Annotated in this window: 18 protein-coding genes; 4 read left to right on the plus strand and 14 right to left on the minus strand. The window is 38.5% G+C overall.

Annotated elements, in window-relative coordinates; translation table 11 throughout:
• Window positions 1-298 precede the first annotated feature (298 nt).
• The 3 genes from ACFJIZ_RS08670 to ACFJIZ_RS08680 all read left to right on the plus strand — a co-directional run bounded on the left by ACFJIZ_RS08670 (window position 299) and on the right by ACFJIZ_RS08680 (window position 4,054).
• Window positions 299-3,019 (plus strand): histidine kinase, encoded by a 2,721-nt coding sequence (locus ACFJIZ_RS08670; protein WP_379093957.1) that lies wholly within the window; start codon window positions 299-301, stop codon window positions 3,017-3,019.
• Window positions 3,020-3,038: 19 nt separating this feature from the next.
• Complete coding sequence (locus ACFJIZ_RS08675; RefSeq protein ID WP_379092375.1) at window positions 3,039-3,218, plus strand: hypothetical protein; 180 nt, start codon at window positions 3,039-3,041, stop codon at window positions 3,216-3,218.
• Between the two features lie 71 nt (window positions 3,219-3,289).
• Window positions 3,290-4,054, plus strand: a complete 765-nt coding sequence (locus tag ACFJIZ_RS08680) for a LytR/AlgR family response regulator transcription factor (RefSeq protein ID WP_379092378.1) — start codon at window positions 3,290-3,292, stop codon at window positions 4,052-4,054.
• A gap of 16 nt (window positions 4,055-4,070) precedes the next feature.
• On the opposite strand, the gene ACFJIZ_RS08685 is transcribed toward ACFJIZ_RS08680, so the two are convergent.
• From ACFJIZ_RS08685 to ACFJIZ_RS08750, 14 genes are all read right to left on the minus strand, one after another.
• A complete protein-coding gene (locus ACFJIZ_RS08685) occupies window positions 4,071-4,430 on the minus strand; it encodes a response regulator (protein WP_379092381.1) in 360 nt (119 codons plus the stop codon).
• Entirely contained in the window at window positions 4,427-4,816 is a 390-nt protein-coding gene (locus tag ACFJIZ_RS08690) for a hypothetical protein (RefSeq protein WP_379092384.1), read from the minus strand. The genes ACFJIZ_RS08685 and ACFJIZ_RS08690 overlap by 4 nt, the downstream gene beginning before the upstream one ends.
• Window positions 4,817-5,104: 288 nt before the next feature.
• Window positions 5,105-5,704 (minus strand): DUF4870 domain-containing protein, encoded by a 600-nt coding sequence (locus tag ACFJIZ_RS08695; RefSeq protein WP_379092387.1) that lies wholly within the window; start codon window positions 5,702-5,704, stop codon window positions 5,105-5,107.
• A 125-nt stretch (window positions 5,705-5,829) separates the two neighbouring features.
• Entirely contained in the window at window positions 5,830-6,417 is a 588-nt protein-coding gene (locus tag ACFJIZ_RS08700; protein WP_379092390.1) for a helix-turn-helix domain-containing protein, read from the minus strand.
• Between the two features lie 49 nt (window positions 6,418-6,466).
• On the minus strand, window positions 6,467-6,949 hold the full coding sequence (locus ACFJIZ_RS08705) for a hypothetical protein (protein WP_379092393.1): 483 nt from the start codon (window positions 6,947-6,949) through the stop codon (window positions 6,467-6,469).
• On the minus strand, window positions 6,946-7,623 hold the full coding sequence (locus ACFJIZ_RS08710; RefSeq protein ID WP_379092396.1) for an FAD-dependent oxidoreductase: 678 nt from the start codon (window positions 7,621-7,623) through the stop codon (window positions 6,946-6,948). The genes ACFJIZ_RS08705 and ACFJIZ_RS08710 overlap by 4 nt, the downstream gene beginning before the upstream one ends.
• Window positions 7,624-7,652: 29 nt before the next feature.
• Window positions 7,653-9,005 (minus strand): DUF5690 family protein, encoded by a 1,353-nt coding sequence (locus tag ACFJIZ_RS08715; protein ID WP_379092399.1) that lies wholly within the window; start codon window positions 9,003-9,005, stop codon window positions 7,653-7,655.
• Between the two features lie 5 nt (window positions 9,006-9,010).
• A complete protein-coding gene (locus ACFJIZ_RS08720; protein WP_379092402.1) occupies window positions 9,011-9,691 on the minus strand; it encodes an HAD-IA family hydrolase in 681 nt (226 codons plus the stop codon).
• A 92-nt stretch (window positions 9,692-9,783) separates the two neighbouring features.
• Window positions 9,784-10,272: an alkaline phosphatase gene (locus ACFJIZ_RS08725; RefSeq protein WP_379092405.1), complete on the minus strand. Its 489-nt coding sequence runs from the start codon at window positions 10,270-10,272 to the stop codon at window positions 9,784-9,786.
• A gap of 26 nt (window positions 10,273-10,298) precedes the next feature.
• On the minus strand, window positions 10,299-10,679 hold the full coding sequence (locus ACFJIZ_RS08730; RefSeq protein ID WP_379092407.1) for an alkaline phosphatase: 381 nt from the start codon (window positions 10,677-10,679) through the stop codon (window positions 10,299-10,301).
• Between the two features lie 4 nt (window positions 10,680-10,683).
• On the minus strand, window positions 10,684-11,652 hold the full coding sequence (locus ACFJIZ_RS08735; protein ID WP_379092410.1) for a metallophosphoesterase family protein: 969 nt from the start codon (window positions 11,650-11,652) through the stop codon (window positions 10,684-10,686).
• A gap of 8 nt (window positions 11,653-11,660) precedes the next feature.
• On the minus strand, window positions 11,661-12,599 hold the full coding sequence (locus ACFJIZ_RS08740) for a metallophosphoesterase family protein (protein WP_379092413.1): 939 nt from the start codon (window positions 12,597-12,599) through the stop codon (window positions 11,661-11,663).
• Between the two features lie 7 nt (window positions 12,600-12,606).
• Window positions 12,607-14,115: a SusD/RagB family nutrient-binding outer membrane lipoprotein gene (locus tag ACFJIZ_RS08745; protein WP_379092416.1), complete on the minus strand. Its 1,509-nt coding sequence runs from the start codon at window positions 14,113-14,115 to the stop codon at window positions 12,607-12,609.
• A gap of 112 nt (window positions 14,116-14,227) precedes the next feature.
• On the minus strand, window positions 14,228-17,266 hold the full coding sequence (locus ACFJIZ_RS08750) for a SusC/RagA family TonB-linked outer membrane protein (RefSeq protein ID WP_379092419.1): 3,039 nt from the start codon (window positions 17,264-17,266) through the stop codon (window positions 14,228-14,230).
• Window positions 17,267-17,531: 265 nt separating this feature from the next.
• Here ACFJIZ_RS08750 and ACFJIZ_RS08755 point away from each other — a divergent pair, with 265 nt between their 5' ends.
• Complete coding sequence (locus tag ACFJIZ_RS08755) at window positions 17,532-19,385, plus strand: ATP-binding protein (protein WP_379092421.1); 1,854 nt, start codon at window positions 17,532-17,534, stop codon at window positions 19,383-19,385.
• Window positions 19,386-19,417 lie beyond the last annotated feature (32 nt).

A 19,417-nucleotide genomic window follows, 5' to 3' on the forward strand; every position in this document is an offset into this window, starting at 1 on the left:
ACTATAAAGCTTTTCAACACACCTTGTTATATTCCTATCTTACCCATATAGGTTCCCTATAAATTTTAGGCACTCTATTTTAGTTAAATAACCGTCCTAATCCTGCAAAACCGGAAGTATTGGCAAGTGCCTAATATTCAATCAAATTTTAAAGGGAAAGAACAACTTTCTAAAACAGTAATATTTTATTTTTTATATTTAATTGATGTAAATAAGCGTCCTTATGTTTTCCCGATTATCAATATGCCTTTTACTGTTTTCAGTCCAATTATTTGGACAAGAACTTGTATTGAAAGAAGTGGAGATCAAGAATGGAGCTAATTCTTATCTGATTACCAGTGCCGCTTTTATTGATAAGGACAGATTTGTTTGGTACTCAACAAACAGAGATGGAGAGTTTTATCGATTTGATGGCAACCACAAACTGCGATATAGTTATTTTAAGGATAAGGCGCCTCATGCAAATAGCTATTATATTTCCCATTTATCTTGGGCGCAGGACCATATAGGTAATATATGGGCTGCCGAACCTGAATATGCCTATATTATCAGCCCCGATTCGATGAGGGTTCGTCGCATTAACTATCCAACAGAAAAACCGGGAGCCGAAACAGCTATCGGAATAGATGGATCGCAAAATGTGTGGGTCAGCAATGGCTCCAATTACCTGATCAAGATTGGCCCAAATGGAAAAACAACAAAAATCAGCCATCCTATTTTAGCGCAAACAAAATTAACGATTGCCATTATTAAAGTAACCACTGATCAAAAGATACTTGCCCGGGCAGGTGACGATCTTTTTGTAATTGACAACAATGGATTTCATTTCTTCGCCAATCTTAAAAAGCTAGACAAGCTTTTGAGTCCTGTTTTTGGAATTATAGAGAATGGCGAAATATTCAAAAAAAATAGCACAGGATACTATAAACACAATACTATTCCTTACAGGTATACTTATATCAAATCATTGAACCTACATTTTTTCGATTATCCTGGTCTCGACTATAGTAACTATCAAAGGAACTATGGAAACAATAATTTTCTGGCAATAGGCTCCAAGTTGCTAACAGCCAATGGTAAAAACATCTACGTCAATAAAATTGACACGCAAAAGAACGAAATAGTCTCGACAGACACCATTCGCTTTAAAATACCAATTGCCATCAATGCCCATAAGGATTATAATAATATGGTATGGATCTCTGGTTACGATGAATTATATAAGCTAATGGTTACACCAAGCATTTTTACTAGAATGCTGCAGCTAAAAGATAAAAAACTTAGTACACGAGGCATAACTGCTGATGCACGGGACAACTTATATGTAGGCACCTATGATGGTCTGTACATTGTTGGACCTGATAAAAAGGTAAGAAAAGACCTCTTCTTAACTGATAAACCCAATGATTTTTATGATTGTTTGTTACAGGAAAAGGATAGTCCAGTATTGTGGGCATTTTTTAGTGGTAATAAGCTCAGGAGAATAGACTTGATTACACACAAAAGTAGTGTTTTTGACCTGCGTCAATATATGGATCTAAATTGCCTGAAAGAAAAATCGCAAAATGAACTTTGGCTCGGAACAAATAAAGGGCTGTTTGTTTTCAATAAAAAAAATGGCGGTCTAAAAGCTTATAGCAATGTGAATGATCCTTTGGCTAAGCTCCCCGTTTTTGATGTTTTACAATCAAAACTGGGCACCATACCGATCGCTACCAATATAGGGCTATTCTTTAAAAAAAATAATGGAAGTACAACAAGATACAAGACTACAAATCAGCCACTAAACCATGCATCCATACTCACTATTCACGAGGATACTGATGGTAATTTATGGATGGGCACTTTCAATAATGGGGTTATCTTTTTAAATGTTGGCACTGGCCAAATCAAAACCTATAATACGATTAATGGACTTTCGAACAATATTGTATGTGGAATATTGGAAAGCAAAAAGGCCCTATGGTTTTCTACGTATTATGGACTTTCTCGTTTCGACAAGCAAAAAGCAGCATTTACCTTATTTTACAAGGAAGATGGGCTTCCCGACAACGAATTTAACCTTAGGTCTGTTTACAGAAAGAATGACAACTCCTTTTACTTTGGAGGACTGAACGGTCTTGTAGAGTTCGATCCAGAAAAAATAAATCATCGGCCAGCTCATCCACATCATATTTTTTTATTTAGTGCGAGCTACTTCTCCAAAGAAAAAAACAGCAATATTACCAAGTATCTGGATATTGGAAAAAATGTTATCGAACTGCCCTATAATAAAAACTATTTTTCTGCAAAATTCTCCATTAATGAGCTATTCTATAATGAAAAGAGTACCTTCAGTTATAAGATAGATGGCCTTACCAATGGCTGGATAGATGTGGGAACACTTGGTGAAATTGAACTTTTTGGCCTACCCTATGGAAGCCATGTTTTACAAGTGAAGGCCAAGGATGCCAAAGGAATTGAAACAGCAAACGAGATACGCATAACTATTGATGTAGACCAAGTATTTTTTCAAACATTCCTTTTCAAAGCATTTGTTTTTTTGATTACTATAGGCATGATAACCTCTTTTTTTATCTGGAAAAGTAGAAAACAAAAAAAGATATTCGAAAGGGAAACGGAAATCATTAAGTTGAGGACAAGCGCACTGAAAGCCCAAATGAACCCTCACTTTTTATTCAATATCTTAAACAATATGCAGAGCGTACTTATTTTGAAAGGCGAGCGTGAGGTAAACAGGTACTTTGCTGCATTTTCCAAACTATTGAGGCTTACGCTTGACATGTCAAAACAAGACTTGGTTAGCCTAAATGACGAATTAGACTATATCAAGAGTTACCTTTTACTCAATAACCTGCAGTTAAATAACGAGCTGGACTATTCGGTTGTTGTTGAAAGTAGTATTGGAGAATTCATCAGCTATTTTTTTACCGGGAATGCTATTACAACCATTTGTAGAAAATGCAATTATCCATGGGCTCGGTACAAAAAAAGAGAAAAAACTGAATATCAGGTGTAAGATAGACCAATCTTATCTGGTGGTAGAAATAGAAGATAATGGAATTGGAAGAGCAGCTGCTGCACAACTGGCAAAAAATAAAAAAGACACGCACAGATCTTGGGCAACCCACATTGTTAGTGAGCGTATTAGTATATTAGGGAGTAACTTTAAGGATAAAAAAGCGGTTACATTAGAGATTCAGGATTCTGGAAAATGATGGACAGCCAACTGGAACAATCGTTACGCTAAGGTTTATGCTACAAATATGAGATTCAAAAATAACAAGAGATGAACAGTTATAAGATTTTTATTGTAGATGATGAGGTAAATAATATTGCCCTATTGGAACATTTCATTAGCAAGTACTGTTTAAATGTTGAACTAGTGGGTAATGCTACATCGGTAGAGATGGCCATTCCAGCCATCAATACCATACAACCAGATATCCTTTTTTTAGATATCCGGTTAAATGGTAGCAATGCTTTTGAAATCTTAGACCAGATAAGGTTTACGCAGATGCAGATCATTTTTGTGACTTCATATGATGAATATGCACTGAAAGCTTTCAAGTATAATGCTATTGACTACATCCTTAAGCCGGTTGTGTTGGACGAGCTTATTCTTTCAATAAACAAAGCCATAAAAAATATTGAGCAGCAAAAATATATTGATCTACAGAAGATAATTTCATTAGATACTTTAGCACCCACTGTTGTAGAAAGTGGCGAGTATCTTGCAATACCATCAATGGATAAGGTTGATTTTATAAAAACCGACAAAATAGTATATATTGAAGCCGATAGTAAATATACAATTTTCAGAACCAGCGACGACAAGAAATACATATCCAGTAAAAATCTTCTACATTTTGAACGTATCGTAGATAAGAAACGTTTTTTCAGGATACACCACTCCTACATGATCAACTTAGAACATATGGTTAAGGTTATTAAAAAAGATGGAAATTACTGTGAAATGGATACAGGAATATTGCTGCCTATTTCAAAAAGAAAACAAGAAGACTTTAACAGATTCCTCAAAATCAAAGAATAGGCATATTCATAAGCTTTTAAATCGGTTGTATCAGTTGCAAAGTATTGATTACTTCTGCCATAGAAGTCGATTTAGAGAGTAAGGCATCTGCCCCTATATTTAAAAGGTGCTTAACCCTTGTATTTGTATGCTGATGCTCGGAAACGATAATAATTCGGGTATAATTAACTGCTTGACATATAAAACTCTCTAACTTTTCATTCCCCTGCATTTCTGTATCTATAACCAATAAGTCAAAATTCTTCTCAAAAATGCTTTCCATCATTTCATCAAAGTTACTTACTTCATCCACCAGGGCGTCGGTCCATACATCATAAATGATTGCTTTAAGACCAAACCTATATATTCCAAGATTATCGGCAATTAAAATATTCATTTCTCTAACCTATTATTTTCATTGTTGATGTAATTTTTCCTAGCCTTGGCAAATAACCAACAAACCACTACAGAACCTATCAATGGAACAATAAAGCCATTAAACGGACACTCAACAATTGTTAGAAATACTTCTTTATATTTTGTTTTGCGACCATTAATAAAACAGGCTCCTGTAACAGACAATCGATAACAGACTTCTGGGCTTTCGGTAACCTCTGCATAGTTTTCATATACCGTTATACCATTTTTATGATTTGCATTTCTCACGATTTGAAAAATACTCCCTTTGTCATCCATACAACCTTTACCATCTTTTGCCTGAATGGCAAGGACGTTCAGGGTAAGCGTACATGCTACGGCAAGTATTATCAATTTTTTAACCATGAGCAGCTACATAAGCAGTTGGAAAACACGCCTAAATATGTGCATTTGACTGATAAGTGTTAATGAATAATCAACAGAAGGCAGTTATTTGAGAATAACTGGGTTGATGCGCAAATAAATGTTTCAGGAATTTGAGCACATAGCAGCTTAAAGTGAAAAATCGAACGATGACCAACTTTCAACTCAGCCGATGTGTAAGTAGTTTTATCAGGTGTAAGATAGATTTTGTTTTTTACTGTTAATGAAGTAAATCAATATATCCGATTAAACAGCTTGTTAAAGAGCAAACTACTTCATAAACCTAATGGCTGGCTGATAAAAAACTTTGCCTGTGTTATAGCTCCGAATGGCATTGATAATAATAAAGATAAAATTATAAGGGTACAATATACTGGGAACAATCAATAACATAATTTCTGCACTACCCATTCCTGCAAAACCACCAAAATCTGGAAGAATACTAAAAGCCATTGAACCCATTAAAAACGTGTACCAAGTAAAGATCAACAAGCACCAGGTAATCTGAAAATTCAGCAGCTTTTTACCAACTGAATCTATGTCTTTGATTTTGTCTTTTTTCAAAACCCAAAGTGCCAGTGGCACGATAAGACCCAACAATGGGAAAACAATAAAACTTAAAGCTGATACATTCAAGCAAGCCATAAATCCGCGATCTTCTTTTTCAACCCATTCAATCAGATCATTTGGAGTAACATCCAAAGCACTGGCCAACTTGATCAAAGTATCACCTCTAGGTTCCGTTTCTCCATTCTCAATCCGTTGAACAGTTCTCAAACTCAGTTCGGTTAAATTAGCCAATTGTTCTTGGCTATATCCTCTTTTTGCACGAAGTGTTTTGATCTTTTTGGCAAGGTCTATATTCTTCATTCTTTTTGTGTTTAAATTGCACACAAATGTATTTTCACTAGTTTAATTTCCTTGCGTCTTGTTTACGACATCTTTGCGCCATTGATGTCAAGCGCTCCATTAAACTATTTAAAAGCAGAAATGAGTTAATGGTTATTGCCATTCTGCTCAAAGAAGTAGATGATCAACATGATGGCCTTTGTTTTACCACTGTTTTTGGGCGTGTGGGCTAAACGTCCATCAAAAAGCATCGAATCGCCTTCTGAAAGATGGAAGCTCTGTTCCTCAAACACATATTCTACTTCTCCAGAAAGAATGTACTTGTATTCGAACGCTTCTGTTACAACCATTGGTCTAACAGCATCTGGTTCCAGTTCTAACAGTACAATATCTACGGTTGAGTTACTGATATTTTTGGTAAAGATACGCTGGTATAAAAACCCAATAGCTTGTTCCTTTTCAAAAGATTGGTACTCATCTTTTCTTTTGATGATCACAGGGTTAGGCTGATTAGAATTAGTGATGTGTTTAAAGAACTGGTTCAGGTCTACATCCAAGGCATTGATGATGCTGATCAACACCATCAATGAAGGAATAGTTCGATTGTTTTCTATTTGAGAGATCAAGCCTTTGCTTACGCCAGCCAAATCCGCTAGTTCTTGTACCGTAATACTTTTATCTTTTCGTATTTCTTTTATCCTTGTACTGATCTTAAGTATCGTATTTTCTTCCATGAGCATATTAATACTCAAACTTAAGAAAATTCTACACCGTTAATGGTCTTTAGCCAAAGATTTGTTGAATACTGGCCTCAGTATAACCAGCACTGGCAGTCATGCCCTTTCCACCAATACAGGTACGGATATGGATACGGTTGTCTATGTCATATTCTACAATGTGTTTTTCAGGGTGTTGCGGATAAAACCCGGCCCAGGTACTGGCAATCTGATTTACATCAAAATTGACGATTCGGCCTGCCTCTTTCAGCATCAATTGGTTGATATATAAGTTGAGATTGAAACCTAAATCATCAAAATTATCTACACCCGCATATTCATGAGAATCGCCAATGATCACACTACCATCGGGTGCGGTTTTAAACAACAGATGGATGCCCCAATGCTGCAGTTCTTCGTAATGGGCAGGCGTATGGATCGATTTGAACGATGGGCAATAAGCCTCAAAGCTCTCGTACCTACGAATGGTTAGTCCAGTTAGGATATTTCCTTGCAGACCGATGTTCTTAATAGGCAAGGTACACATCATCTGTAGTTTGCTGATTCTTGTCCACTTTGGTTAAAAAGCTCTTGAAACAACAGTTTAAACTCGTAACCATTGCATAAAATAGCCTTATCTGCCTTAAACTTATCGCCTTTGGCCAAACAAACCTCAACCCCGTCTTCCTTGCTGGCACAATCAACCACGGGTGCATTAAACAAAATGGTATAATGTTCAAACTTTGCCTGCATGTATTCTTGCAATCTATAGATCATCAAGTTTGGCTCTACACTAACTTCTTGGTCAAAAAACAGAGCCTCTTTGGCATAACTGGCTTTGATGGATGGGTATTTATCAACTATGGCCTTGGTATCCATCAGGTTTTGCGAATAACCCAAAGTATCGTAATGAGATTTGAGTTCGTGTAGCAATGTCTGTTCATCCTCATCTGAAGCAATGTAGACACTTCCATTTTTCCGTACCGAAATATCAAATTCGGCTTGTATTTCTTGATAGATCTGCAAAGAGCGACAACCGTATTTAAACCAGTCGCCAGTCATGCCCGAAGGCACCACCTGCCCAAAATTTCTAACCGTTGCACCAACAGGAAAGTTGTCCTTTTCCAATTGAAGTACACTTTTGCCCAATTTTAAGGCATGGTAGGCATGGAAAGTTCCTAAAATGCCCCCACCAATTACAATCAAATCGTATTTATCTTTCATTCGAATATAAGTTTCATGATTTTATAATTTTAATATTCAGCAGCACTCAGCTTTACCGTAAATTTTTCTTCTTGGGCTGGTTGAGTTGGGCTTGCTTTATTCTTTTTTTTTATGGCAGCTGTTTTATTCACAAAATAAATGAGCGAAATCAAACCACAAACCATGCCCGTAGCCGAAACCACATACACCGTTTGCCTGAAATAAGAGCCCCAACTGATTTCTATCGGGTTCAGTTCTTTAAAGATCAGGATAGAGATACTTCCTAGGTAACCGATAGAATCTGAAAGATAGATGAGGAAGCCGATATTGCTCTTTACATGGAAGTTGGCAATCATCCTTTCAAAGAAAATAGCATTATAAGGGATGTAGGCCATATAAAGACCCAAACCAACCAAGCACATCCAAGTAATGCCATTGATGTAATGCTGATCAAATATAAAGGTGGCCAAACCTGCCAATACACAACCAGAGATGATGATGAGATGGATCACTTTAAAGGCTTTGAGGTTGTCTTTGATCAGGAATAAAAAACTGATCAACACCAGTACAAAAATAGAAACAATGATGTCTATTTTGGTATAGATATGGTTATCATGTACATTCAATGTCTTCCAGATTTCTACTTCAAAGTTATCCCGCATATCCCTTAAAACAGTTAAGGTTACATAGATGATGATTGTTACCACTATTCCGGGCAAAAAGCTCAAGAAGAAACGTTTTCGCTCTGTAGCATCCATCGGAGTTCTTTTGGTACGCAGTTGCTGGTCTTCACGTGAAGGAGGGGGAATTAACTCCAAACACCATACACTGAATAAAAAGGGAAAAATAAAGAGCAATCCTGTACAAAACGGCATCCAATATTCGTTAATGGGCAATATAGCCATTAGAGTTCTGGCTACCGTTTTCACAAAACCAGAGGCAAAAATCATACTGATGGACATCACTGCCCCCATAAATTCTGTCGTTTTTCGACCTTCTAAATAACTGAACACCAAACCCCATACCATGCCCAATGGAAAACCATTGATCAATAAGAACACAAAGTTCCAAGGTGCAGGTACCAATGCAAAGCCCAGTAGGCCCAGCCAAGAGATACCGATCAACCTGATCAGATAAACCCCACGTTTTTGATGTGAGGATTCGGAGATGAACTTTATCCCGTAGAACTTACTTAAGGTATAACCAATCATCTGGGTAATTACAAGGCATATCTTGTAATCGATATGTAGAAACTGCTCATGCTCAAAAGTACCTGCGGCAAAAGCTTTTCTAAATGCATACATGCTTGTATAACAACTAAATGCAGCCAATGCGGCTAGTATAGAAATACTGCCATAGCCCCAAGTGCTTACCTTTTTTTTAGCTGCATCCAGTAGTTTCATAAAAACTAGGCATTAATGATTTCAAAGATTTCGGAAATATCATCGATGATGTGCGTAGGCTTATAAGGTTCTAGCTCTTGTCTGGTAAACGAACCTGTGGTAATACCAATCACATATTTGCAACCTGCGTTATGTCCCTCATTAATATCTACCTCCGTATCACCAACCTTGGCTACTTGCTTACTATCTGTTATCTGAAGCTCGCTCATCATTTTTTGGATCATATAAGGATAAGGGCGACCTTTACTTACCTCATCGCTGGCCACCATACAATCTATTTGATCATGCCAGTCCAAACGATCTAGGATCAGGTCGGCAATATCTTTAGAGAAACCCGTATCCAATCCAATCTTAATGCCTTGTGCCTTTAATTTCTTAAAGGTGTCTTCAACATTTGGCAGAGGATAGATATCTTTTGAATTGCGGTAAAAGTCAAGCATGATCTTCACAAACTCTTCGTGGATGGCTGTAATCAGCTCATTTGTTATCTTAGCTGTGGTTGGCTCTAGCTTTTCCAACATCATTTTGATAGCGATAGGCTTCTCGTAACCCATAATTGGATTAACCTCTTCTATTTTTGGTGCATAGCCATATTTTTGCATGGCCTTAGTAAAGGCAGCACCTACATAATTTTCGTCACTGACCGCTGTTCCGGCCATATCAAACACTACTAATTTTATTGACATTCAGTTATAGATTTTATTGTTTACAATTATAGAATATTGTTTAGTATATATAAACAAACGGAAGGTTATATAATTGTTAACTTTTTGTTTACTTATTGTTTAAAAGCTTCAAATACAGGTTTTCCCCTCCAACTTTGAGGTTCTTTTAGGCCTAGCAACCAGGCAATGGTAGCAGCAGTATCATAGGTAATGGTAACGCCTTTGATCTCGTGGTTGGGTACTACACCTGCCCCACTGGCGATCCATGGAATTTCTACTTCTGCCAACGATTTGCCACCATGGCCTTTACCCACACCACCATGGTCAGCACTTAAAATGATCACGGTTTCCTTTTCAATGCCCGCAGCTTTAACCGCAGCCAAGATCTTTCCAATCCGTATATCCAATTTTTCAAGTTCGGCGTAATAGGCAGGTGTATGATGACCAATGCCATGACCAGTATTATCTGGCTCTGAAAAATGGACAAAAGTCAACATCGGCTTCTCTTTTCTGATGATTGCCGCTGTAGTATCAGCACAGAAACCTTCATTATAACCTTTGGTACCAGGCACTACAAAATTGATAGCTTCTTTTTCTATCAAAGGCCCAATACCTTCCCAGCTATAAATTACGGCTGTTTTAGCTTTTGGCTTTTGATCTTGATCACACTAAATATGGAAGGAAATAAACCATATTTAGTCTTTGTTGCCGATGGGATTTCGGGCACCTTGCTTCCCCATTCGGTATAACCATGTTCGGTTGGGCCTGCCCCCATCATGATCGAAGCCCAGTTCACCGCACTTGAAGAAGGCAATACTGACCTGGTCTTTAACGACCAAGCCCCCGTTTTCATCATTTGCTTGAGGTTTGGCATATTTGCCTGCGGTACGGCATAGGCACCAAATCCATCTACCCCGATCAGGATCACATGTTTAATCTGCTTTGGTTGTGCTTTAACGTTAAAGGTTAAACCTGCCAACAATACAGACATTAATATATATTTCTTCATATCGTTATAATTTAATGGTTTTTAAATAGTGTTTTACAGCGGTCTCAGCAGTGCCATCCTCATAAAGATCAATGATCGAATAAACAGGTGGAAATTCGTCCAACGACCAATTTCCACCCCACCAGTTGCCAGAAACAGCACCTCCACAGAAATATTTTACACCTAAGTATTCCACATCGTCAATGTAGTGTACATGTCCACTTAAGCATACCTTTACATTTTTATGCTTGAAGAAAAGGTCTTTTAATGGCTTTACATCAATGTGTTGGTCGCCACCAGGAAACTTAACATTTGCAATTGGGCTGCGTTGTGCCGCATACATATAAGCAGTAACCGTGATGATCGGTACATGAGAGAAGACACAGATATTGGTACTTGCTGGTGTTGTTTCCAATATTTTGGTCAACCACTGCAACTGTTCATCGTCTATTTTATAACCATGATCATAGGTAATGCTATCTAAGGCAATAAATTTCCAGCCGTTAAGTACTGGTGTTTCATAGTATCGGTTGGGCAATTTCAATTCGTTAATGGCCCAAGCTTTACCATATCGTTTATCTCTTTTATATTCTTGGTCTAACGCATCGTTTTTGCCATACCAAACATCATGGTTGCCCAAACAACTGTACATCTTGATCTTATTCACTTGGTTGACCTCGTGCCAGGCACTCCAAAGTTTGGTATTTGTTTCGGCATCTTTGCCATTCATATCCATTACCGTATCGCCAGTGTTGATGATCAGATCAGGCCTATCTTTCATGTTGTTGATTTCTTGCAACACCTTTTTAAAGGCCAGCTTTGGCTTTTCTTCTGCAGGTAAATGCACATCAGTAATGTGTGCGATCCTCAATACTTTTTTTCTTTCATTTGGAGCCGAAAAAGCATCGGACATGGTTGGGTTTAACATACTGCCTACGCCTACTGTGCCTAGGGTTAAACCTATTTTTTTGATAAAGTCTCTTCTCTTGTCCATATTTTTGATTAGTTAATTGTTCTATCTGATATTTGAGGTACTGTTGGATAACCATTATAGGCCGATTCGGCATATTTTGCATTACCGTTTACATAACTCGAGCTTTTGCCCTTGATTTTTATCGTTCCGTTGCTATAAAGGGTAACCAAGGCCCAAATGGGTTCTTTGGTATGTGCAAACTCATAACTGTTTCTGGTACGTCCAAATTGGTAAGCGATGCTATTGATCTGGATATAGTTGATACCGTTGTAAACGTTATGGTAATCTTCATGATGATGGCCACTAAAAACGGCTTTCACTTTTTGAAAACCTGCTTTTTTGTTGACTCTTTCAAACAATATCCTGATGATGTTACCTTCTTTCAAGCCATCTAGGTCGTTGTCTATGCCTTGGTGGCAGAACACGATCACAGGTAACTTTGTAGAATCGAGGTCTTGTTGAAGCCAGTTGTACTGTTCATCTAAAATAGAACGGGGATAAGCTTTAGAAGTATCATTAAGCGGCCGCTCATTGCCGTTTAAGATAACAAAATGATAAGAATGCAGATCAAAAGAATAGTATTTTCCTCTTGCCTTCCAAAAATCAACAACCTGATCATGCGTAAAACCACCATCTGTATCATGGTTACCGATTACATGGTGTTTATCTCCTTCAAAGCTGTTCCATACCTCCATCAGTGTTTTGTTGGCTGGTTTAGGAGTGCAAAAATCGCCCATCTGCAAAATGAAATCGGGCTTGAGCTGCTTCATTTCGGTAATAAATGCCGCTACCCTTTGTTGGCCATCCTTGATCAAGTCGTGGTGTAGGTCTGCAAAAACACCAAACCTTACCAATTCTTTGGTTGGCTTTGGTTGGCTGGCTGCTGCCAAGGCCACAAATGGTTTGGCCACTAACGTTGATGCACCCAGCAACAGGCCTTGTTTCAGAAAATTGCGTCTTTTCTCCATCTTCAATTTATTTAATAGCCCAGGTTACTCCATTTTGATTGTCTGCCCCACCAAACTGACGCTGCAATGCCTCTTTTAAATTCACTGTGTTAACGGTGTATTCATTGGTTGGATAGGCCCATCTAACCGGAATTTGGTTATTATTGGCATTAGCTGGACCGATATCAAATTTGGGAATGCCTGTTCTTCTGTAATTGTAAAAAGCTTGTCGACCAGAGTTCTGGAAAAAGGCAACGTACTTTTGCTCCAAGATTTGGGTAAGACCATCTACCGTGTTACCAGCATAAGCATTCTGAGTTAAAAAGTTAGCAATCGTTGTGGCATTGTTTATGCCATAAAACTTTAAGGATTCAGTAATTCCCTGCTGAAAATAGGTAGCTGCATTACCTGCAACCCAGCCTCTGTTAATGGCTTCTGCAATGTTAAAATTGGTTTCGGAAGCACCCAACTGTACACAAGGAATACCTGAAGGCGAAGCCAGCCAATAATCGAAATTGATCATACTCAACTTGCCTGCAATGGCCTGATCTTTTAAAGTGGTCTGCAATTCGCCTGTTTTACCTCCCTTAAAGGAAGTAAATTTGGTTGCATAATTTGGGTCACCACTTAATTTAGACTCTTCTGTTGGCAAGGCCACTACAAAAACACGTGGATCCATTGTTCTGGTCAAGATATCCATATAAGTTGCACCAAGGTTATTGCGCAGGTCATTTTTTAGCACAATTCCATTTGATGGCCATAAAGGATAATTATTAGAGACGTTTGAAGTATTGTAGACCAATTGAAAATTATCTGCATTGGTTAAGATCAATGGATATTTGGTTGGGTTATTTACAATTGCAGCAAACTGTTCTTTGATGTTCAGGTCTGGATTGTCGTCTGCTCTTTTGCTCAAACTGTTCAATACCCTTAACCTAAAAGAGTTGACCAATTTTTGCCATTTGGCCAAATCGCCATTGTAAAAGAAATCACCATCAACTTTGGTTTGACTGGCCACTAAAGGCGTAAGATCTGTATTTGCGGCCTCCAGTAATTGCAAGCATTGGGCATAGACCTCTTTTTGGCTATCATATTTTGGAAGAAACATGCCATCGCTTGCGCCTTTTAAGGCTTGGCTCATTGGAATATCGCCAAACATCTCGGTAGCTGAAATAAAGAAATAGGCCCTAAAAAATTTAGCCAAGGCCAAATATGCAGTAGCCGGAGCACCTACTTTTTGTGCTTCTACTTCCATACGCACCACATTTCTCAATTGTGTATAGGCCGAAAAATCACTTGTTGTCCAACTATAGGCTTGGTTGCCATAATAGGCTTCGTTCATTACCATATATTGATTATGGCGCTGGTCTGTACTCCATGGTGCTTGAGAACTGTTCAGCAACAACCCTGTAAAAATAAGTTTGGGTGCTGCACTTAAGATGGCAGCGGGATCTTTTTGCAGAGTCTCGGTCTTTTTGCACGAGAAAGTCGAAACCATTAACGTGCACAATAAGATGATATTTAGTATTCTTTTCATGATCTTTTGATTTTAAAAGGTAACATTGAGGTTTAGTCCAAAACTTTTTACAGAAGGTGTCTGTAATCCTGCACCAGCAATAAACTGGTCTAAGTCCATATTCTTGGTTCCTTTACCCGTAAAATAAAGTAGGTTTCTGCCAACCAGGGACAGGTTTGCAGCGTTGATCGATCTTGGTCCTTTCTAAGAAACTTTTAGGAAAAGTATAAGTCAACACAACCTCTCTTAGCTTTACAAAGGTCCTGCTGCGCATCAGTTCATAATTGGAGCGGTTATAGTTTCTGGCCCAAGTCTGGTACAATACCCTTACATCGTTTGGCGCAAATACCCTGGTATCAGAAATTACTTTACCATCTTGGTCTGTACTTAATGCACCGCTCACGATCTTCAGCCCATCGGTCATTACGCTTCCTTTCCATGCTGCATTGTTTCTGTTTTCCCAATCCAACAATCGGTAAGGGTTGTCTGATGCTGGTGCCGTACCCGAATTCCACTGCGAGTCATCAACCACATTGGCGATCTTTCCGCCAAACCTGCCATCAATCTGAAAACTTAAACCAAATGCTTTATATCTGAAGGAGTTATTGATACCTGCCACAAAATCATTATCGCTATAGCCCACCTTGCTTCTATACGGGTTTAAAGCAGGTAACCCATTTGTACCTACAATCAGTTTACCAGTTTCGTCGCGTTGAAAATCGGTGATGAAATAACCATCGGCCCTATCGCCCACTTTGATGAATCCATCACGGTTTAAAACGCCGTCAATCTTATTTAACCAACGGTGACTGGTAGACCAATTACCTATAATGTTCCAAGTGAAATTGCTGGTTTTGATTGGGCTACCATCTAGGGTAAACTCCAAACCTTTCCTTACATAGGTGAAGGCGTTTTTCTGGGTAGAGGTTACACCAGAGGTTGCACTTACCTCTAGATTTACAATCCCAGGACCTTCAATATTGTAGAAAGCCGCTGCATCAAATCCAATTCTATTGTTCAAGAAACGTGCTTCTAAACCTACCTCTGTTGTTTTTACCCTTGCAGCCAAAATATCTGGATTGGTCAATACACCACTATAAGTTACACCTGTATTGTTGTTCCAACGGGTACTATAAGGGGTATAGGTTGAATTGAGTTTATAGATATCGTAAGGTGCATTCTCGTTTACCAGATCCGATGCTACATTGGCATAAGATGCCCTCGCTTTTAGAAAGGAAATCGCTTTGGGTAAAGTGAGCATCTCTGAAAATACCGCACTTAAGGAAGCCGAAGGATAGAAATAAGCATTGTGCTTGGTTGGAAGCGTTGACGAGCGATCGTACCTTCCGGTAAAGTTCAAGAAAATATAGTTTTTATAGTCTAGATCGATCAATCCATACACACTGCCTACCTGGCGTTGTCCATAATCGTTAACTGGGATCGATGGTAAAACGGTATTCGACAAATCATACACACCTGGTACGATCAATCCACCATTGGTACTTGCACTTAACGATTTTAAATTTACCGTTCTCAGGTTTCCAAAAACAGAAGTCTTAAAACCAACATTCTTAAACCGGTCTGCATAACTCAAAGAGGCTTCGGTATTGTTCTCCCAAAATTTATCATACACTTCCTGATAGCCACCAACAAGGTTAACCCCATCGTTGTAAAAGTTACCGGATACAGGAATCTGTTTTGTTCTGGTCCTGCTCCATGTACTTACATTGGTCCTCAGGTTAAAGTTCAGTTTATCGGTAAGGTTGTACTTCATCTGTACATAGCCATAAATATCGTCTTTGGCATAACTGTGTAGGTTTTCGTATGCTGTAAAGTAAGGGTTGTTGTAAATGGTATACTCCCTATTGTATTGTTGGATATTTTCCTGACCAGGTTTCCAATAGTTCTTCAGGTCTCTTACATCATAATCGGCACCACCCCAGATATTCATTAGGTACACATAACTGTTAGGCCCGTAATTGGCATCTGGATAATTAGGTGTGATCTGTTTATTGTAGTTAACTGCCGCTTCAAACCTTACTTTTTTACCCGCATTTAAACCACCAGAGAAATTAAAATTGGTGCTTCCTAGCTTGGTGTTAGGTACAGTACCTCTTTGAAACAATTGCGAAATAGATAAACGCATATCGCCTACCTCACTTTTGGTAGAGATGGCTACATTATTGGTACTTAATAATCCATCACGTAAAAAATTCTTCAGGTTATCTTTTCCTCTTGCCAACCACGGAATTGGCACCAATGCTTTGGTAACTGGATCAATCGGACTATTGTATTGGGTAATCAATTGACCTTCAAAACGAGGACCCCAAACAAAATAATCGTTGTCATTTACACCACCACCTTTGCCATCTTTAAAGGCGTATTTAAAATTATCACCAGCACCATAAGAAGTCTGGTAATCTGGAATGGCGTTGTAACCTGTTTGTAATTGCGTACTGGAGTTAAACTCTACCGTAAATCCTTTATTGGCCGAACTTCCTTTTCTTGTGGTAATTAAAATCGCCCCTCTTTGTCCCCTGCTACCATATAATGCAGCTGCATTGGCACCTTTTAAGATAGAGTAGGTTTCAATATCATCTGGACTGAGGTTCCACGAATCAGAACTGATGGGCACACCATCTACCACGATCAATACTCCACTCTGTCCCCTTAGATAGATGCCTGGATCGCCAAACAAGTTTGCACTTGGCGTAATCGTCAATCCGGCAACCTTACCTGTAAGTGAGTTGATCCCATTTGGCTCTCTTGCTTTGACCAAGTCTTTCCCTCCTATTTCTTGTACTGCATAACCTACTGCTTTTTTCTCTTTTTTAATACCCAGTGCAGTTACCACCACTTCATTTAAAGCTTTTGCATCGCTTAACAATACTACATTTAAACTATCGGCAGCACCAACCTTAAGTTGTTGTGTGATATAGCCTAATGACCTGAATTCAAGTATATCATCGGCTGTTGCCAGGATTGTAAACCTTCCGCTTAGATCGGTAGCGGTTCCTTTACCTGTAGCCTTGTTGATCACACTCGCACCTGGAATTGCTCCAGATTGGTCCGATACTTTTCCTGTTCGCTTGGTTTGTCCAAAAACCTGTAACGAACAAAACAGAATGAATGCAAAAAGCACCGTCCTTATTTTTAGTAAATTATGTTTCATAAAATTTGCCATTTTTGTTTAGCAAACATAAACTCTGTTTATTATTTGTATACTAAACATTTGTTAAGTATTTGTAAACAAAGATAAATAACAGGCTGATTTATTTTAATATTGGGTTAATACAAATGCCCTAAAGTCTAATTAAAGCGGGTTAAGAAAGGAGTTTAGCATAATTAAACTTTCATCTACAAAGTAGTTAGGTGCATGGAAAATGTTTATAGATTATATTTTGTATTTTTATAATCATCTAAATCAGCTCGGGTAAATGAAAAAATATTTATTGTTTCTTTTTACTTCTTTTGCGGCAACTGTAAGCTGCTATGCGCAGTCTTTAGAACTCGACCGTTTGAAGGCTTCGCTTCCTACTCTTAAAGAAGGTCCTGGTTATGTTGATGTATTGAACCGAATGGCAATGCTACTTTATGAAAAAAATATAGACAGCACTTTTTACTATACCGTAAAGGCACGTGAAATAGCCAACAAGCTTCAGTATGAAAAAGGAAAGGCCGATGCCACCAATAATCTTGGCATTTTTTTCGATATTAAAGGCAATCTACAATTGGCACTACGTTATTATGATGAAGCTAATTTAGCTTATACTAAATTGAACGATTCGACCAATCGGATACAGACCTTGATGAACATTGCGATGGTCTATAAACAGATGGGCAAAGATCAACGTGCCATACAAAGGTTCAATGGCGCACTTAATCTGGGCAAAAAACTAAGCAAGGATTCGATCATGTCTTTGGCACTCTATAACTATGTGCTTCAGTTCCCTACTCAATTTAGCAAAGAGGTCAACAACCAGTACATCAACAAAGCCAAACAGATTGCCAGTAAATATAAAGACGACCGTACTTTGTTAGCGATAGACCAATTGATCGCCGACGAGATGATCAGTAATGGTAAGCGAGATGAAGGGCTGGCCTTATTGCAACAGGCCATTGATAAGGCTATTGAAAAAAAACTTTATTATGTGAGCATGGACATCTTTATCGATATGGGCGACCAGTTGATGAGTGATGATCCCACAAGAGCTGTAGCTTATTATCAGCAGGCATTAGACTTGGCCAACAAGAATACCTATTTGATCTACAGCAAGCTCCTGACCAGAAAATTGTTCGATTTTTATTCTTCCCGTTACAACAGCGCCAAGGCCAACGAATATGCTACCCAACTGATCGATATTACAGATGAACAGGAAAAACTCAATAACCAATCGGGTATTGATTACCTAGATTATGTTTTAAAAGACCAACAAGTGAATGCATTATTGATCGATCCTAACTATCAAAATGCATTATTGATTCTGTTGGTTGTGATCTGTTTAATGGCAGTGGTCATGATCATCTCGATCAGACAAAACCTTAGACGTACCAAAAAACTAAACAAGCTCATCTCTAAACAAAATATTGCCATGAAACGGACATTGCATGCTTTAGAGCAGAGTCAGGCCGACAATACCCGGATGATGAAGATTGCTGCTCACGACCTTAGAAATCCGATAGGTGGAATCTATTCTCTCATGTCGCTGATGTTGGCCGAACCCGACCGTTCAGCAGATGACATTGAAATTTTGCAGACCATCAAAACATCTGCACAAAATTCACTCGATCTTGTTAACGATTTATTAGAAGCACAGTTCAATACCGAAAACTTTAAAAAGGAACCGATAGACATTTCAGAGATCTTACAGTACTGTGTATCGTTACTGCTCAATAAGGCCGAGGCCAAACACCAACAGCTCAAACTGCAGAGTGAAGAACTGATCATTCCTGCCAATCGCGAAAAATTATGGAGGGTAATCAGCAACCTCATTTCTAATGCCATTAAGTTCAGTCCATCGGGTGCTAAGATTGATGTAAAGATGGAAACTGACGCCGATAGTGTATTGATCAAGGTAAGGGATGAAGGAATCGGCATCCCACCTGAAATGCACGACAAAATATTCGATATGTTTACCCAAGCCAAAAGACCTGGCACCGATGGTGAACAAGCTTTTGGTTTGGGATTGGCCATCTGCAAGCAAATTGTAGAAGGCCATGGTGGAAAAATCTGGTTCGAAAGCAAACCAGACAAAGGCACTACTTTTTATGTAAGGTTACCCACAGTATAGATTATCAAAAATTAGGAGATAAACCACTTCAG

This window comes from Pedobacter sp. UC225_65, assembly GCF_042698365.1.
Taxonomy (GTDB): domain Bacteria; phylum Bacteroidota; class Bacteroidia; order Sphingobacteriales; family Sphingobacteriaceae; genus Pedobacter.

Bases quoted from the DNA above. Each gene is read 5' to 3' on its own strand.
- ACFJIZ_RS08680 (WP_379092378.1), top strand. From the start codon at position 3,290: ATGAACAGTTATAAGATTTTTATTGTAGATGATGAGGTAAATAATATT.
- ACFJIZ_RS08685 (WP_379092381.1), bottom strand. From the start codon at position 4,430: ATGAATATTTTAATTGCCGATAATCTTGGAATATATAGGTTTGGTCTT.
- ACFJIZ_RS08690 (WP_379092384.1), bottom strand. From the start codon at position 4,816: ATGGTTAAAAAATTGATAATACTTGCCGTAGCATGTACGCTTACCCTG.
- ACFJIZ_RS08695 (WP_379092387.1), bottom strand. From the start codon at position 5,704: ATGAAGAATATAGACCTTGCCAAAAAGATCAAAACACTTCGTGCAAAA.
- ACFJIZ_RS08700 (WP_379092390.1), bottom strand. From the start codon at position 6,417: ATGGAAGAAAATACGATACTTAAGATCAGTACAAGGATAAAAGAAATA.
- ACFJIZ_RS08705 (WP_379092393.1), bottom strand. From the start codon at position 6,949: ATGATGTGTACCTTGCCTATTAAGAACATCGGTCTGCAAGGAAATATC.
- ACFJIZ_RS08710 (WP_379092396.1), bottom strand. From the start codon at position 7,623: ATGAAAGATAAATACGATTTGATTGTAATTGGTGGGGGCATTTTAGGA.
- ACFJIZ_RS08715 (WP_379092399.1), bottom strand. From the start codon at position 9,005: ATGAAACTACTGGATGCAGCTAAAAAAAAGGTAAGCACTTGGGGCTAT.
- ACFJIZ_RS08720 (WP_379092402.1), bottom strand. From the start codon at position 9,691: ATGTCAATAAAATTAGTAGTGTTTGATATGGCCGGAACAGCGGTCAGT.
- ACFJIZ_RS08730 (WP_379092407.1), bottom strand. From the start codon at position 10,679: ATGAAGAAATATATATTAATGTCTGTATTGTTGGCAGGTTTAACCTTT.
- ACFJIZ_RS08735 (WP_379092410.1), bottom strand. From the start codon at position 11,652: ATGGACAAGAGAAGAGACTTTATCAAAAAAATAGGTTTAACCCTAGGC.
- ACFJIZ_RS08740 (WP_379092413.1), bottom strand. From the start codon at position 12,599: ATGGAGAAAAGACGCAATTTTCTGAAACAAGGCCTGTTGCTGGGTGCA.
- ACFJIZ_RS08745 (WP_379092416.1), bottom strand. From the start codon at position 14,115: ATGAAAAGAATACTAAATATCATCTTATTGTGCACGTTAATGGTTTCG.
- ACFJIZ_RS08750 (WP_379092419.1), bottom strand. From the start codon at position 17,266: ATGAAACATAATTTACTAAAAATAAGGACGGTGCTTTTTGCATTCATT.
- ACFJIZ_RS08755 (WP_379092421.1), top strand. From the start codon at position 17,532: ATGAAAAAATATTTATTGTTTCTTTTTACTTCTTTTGCGGCAACTGTA.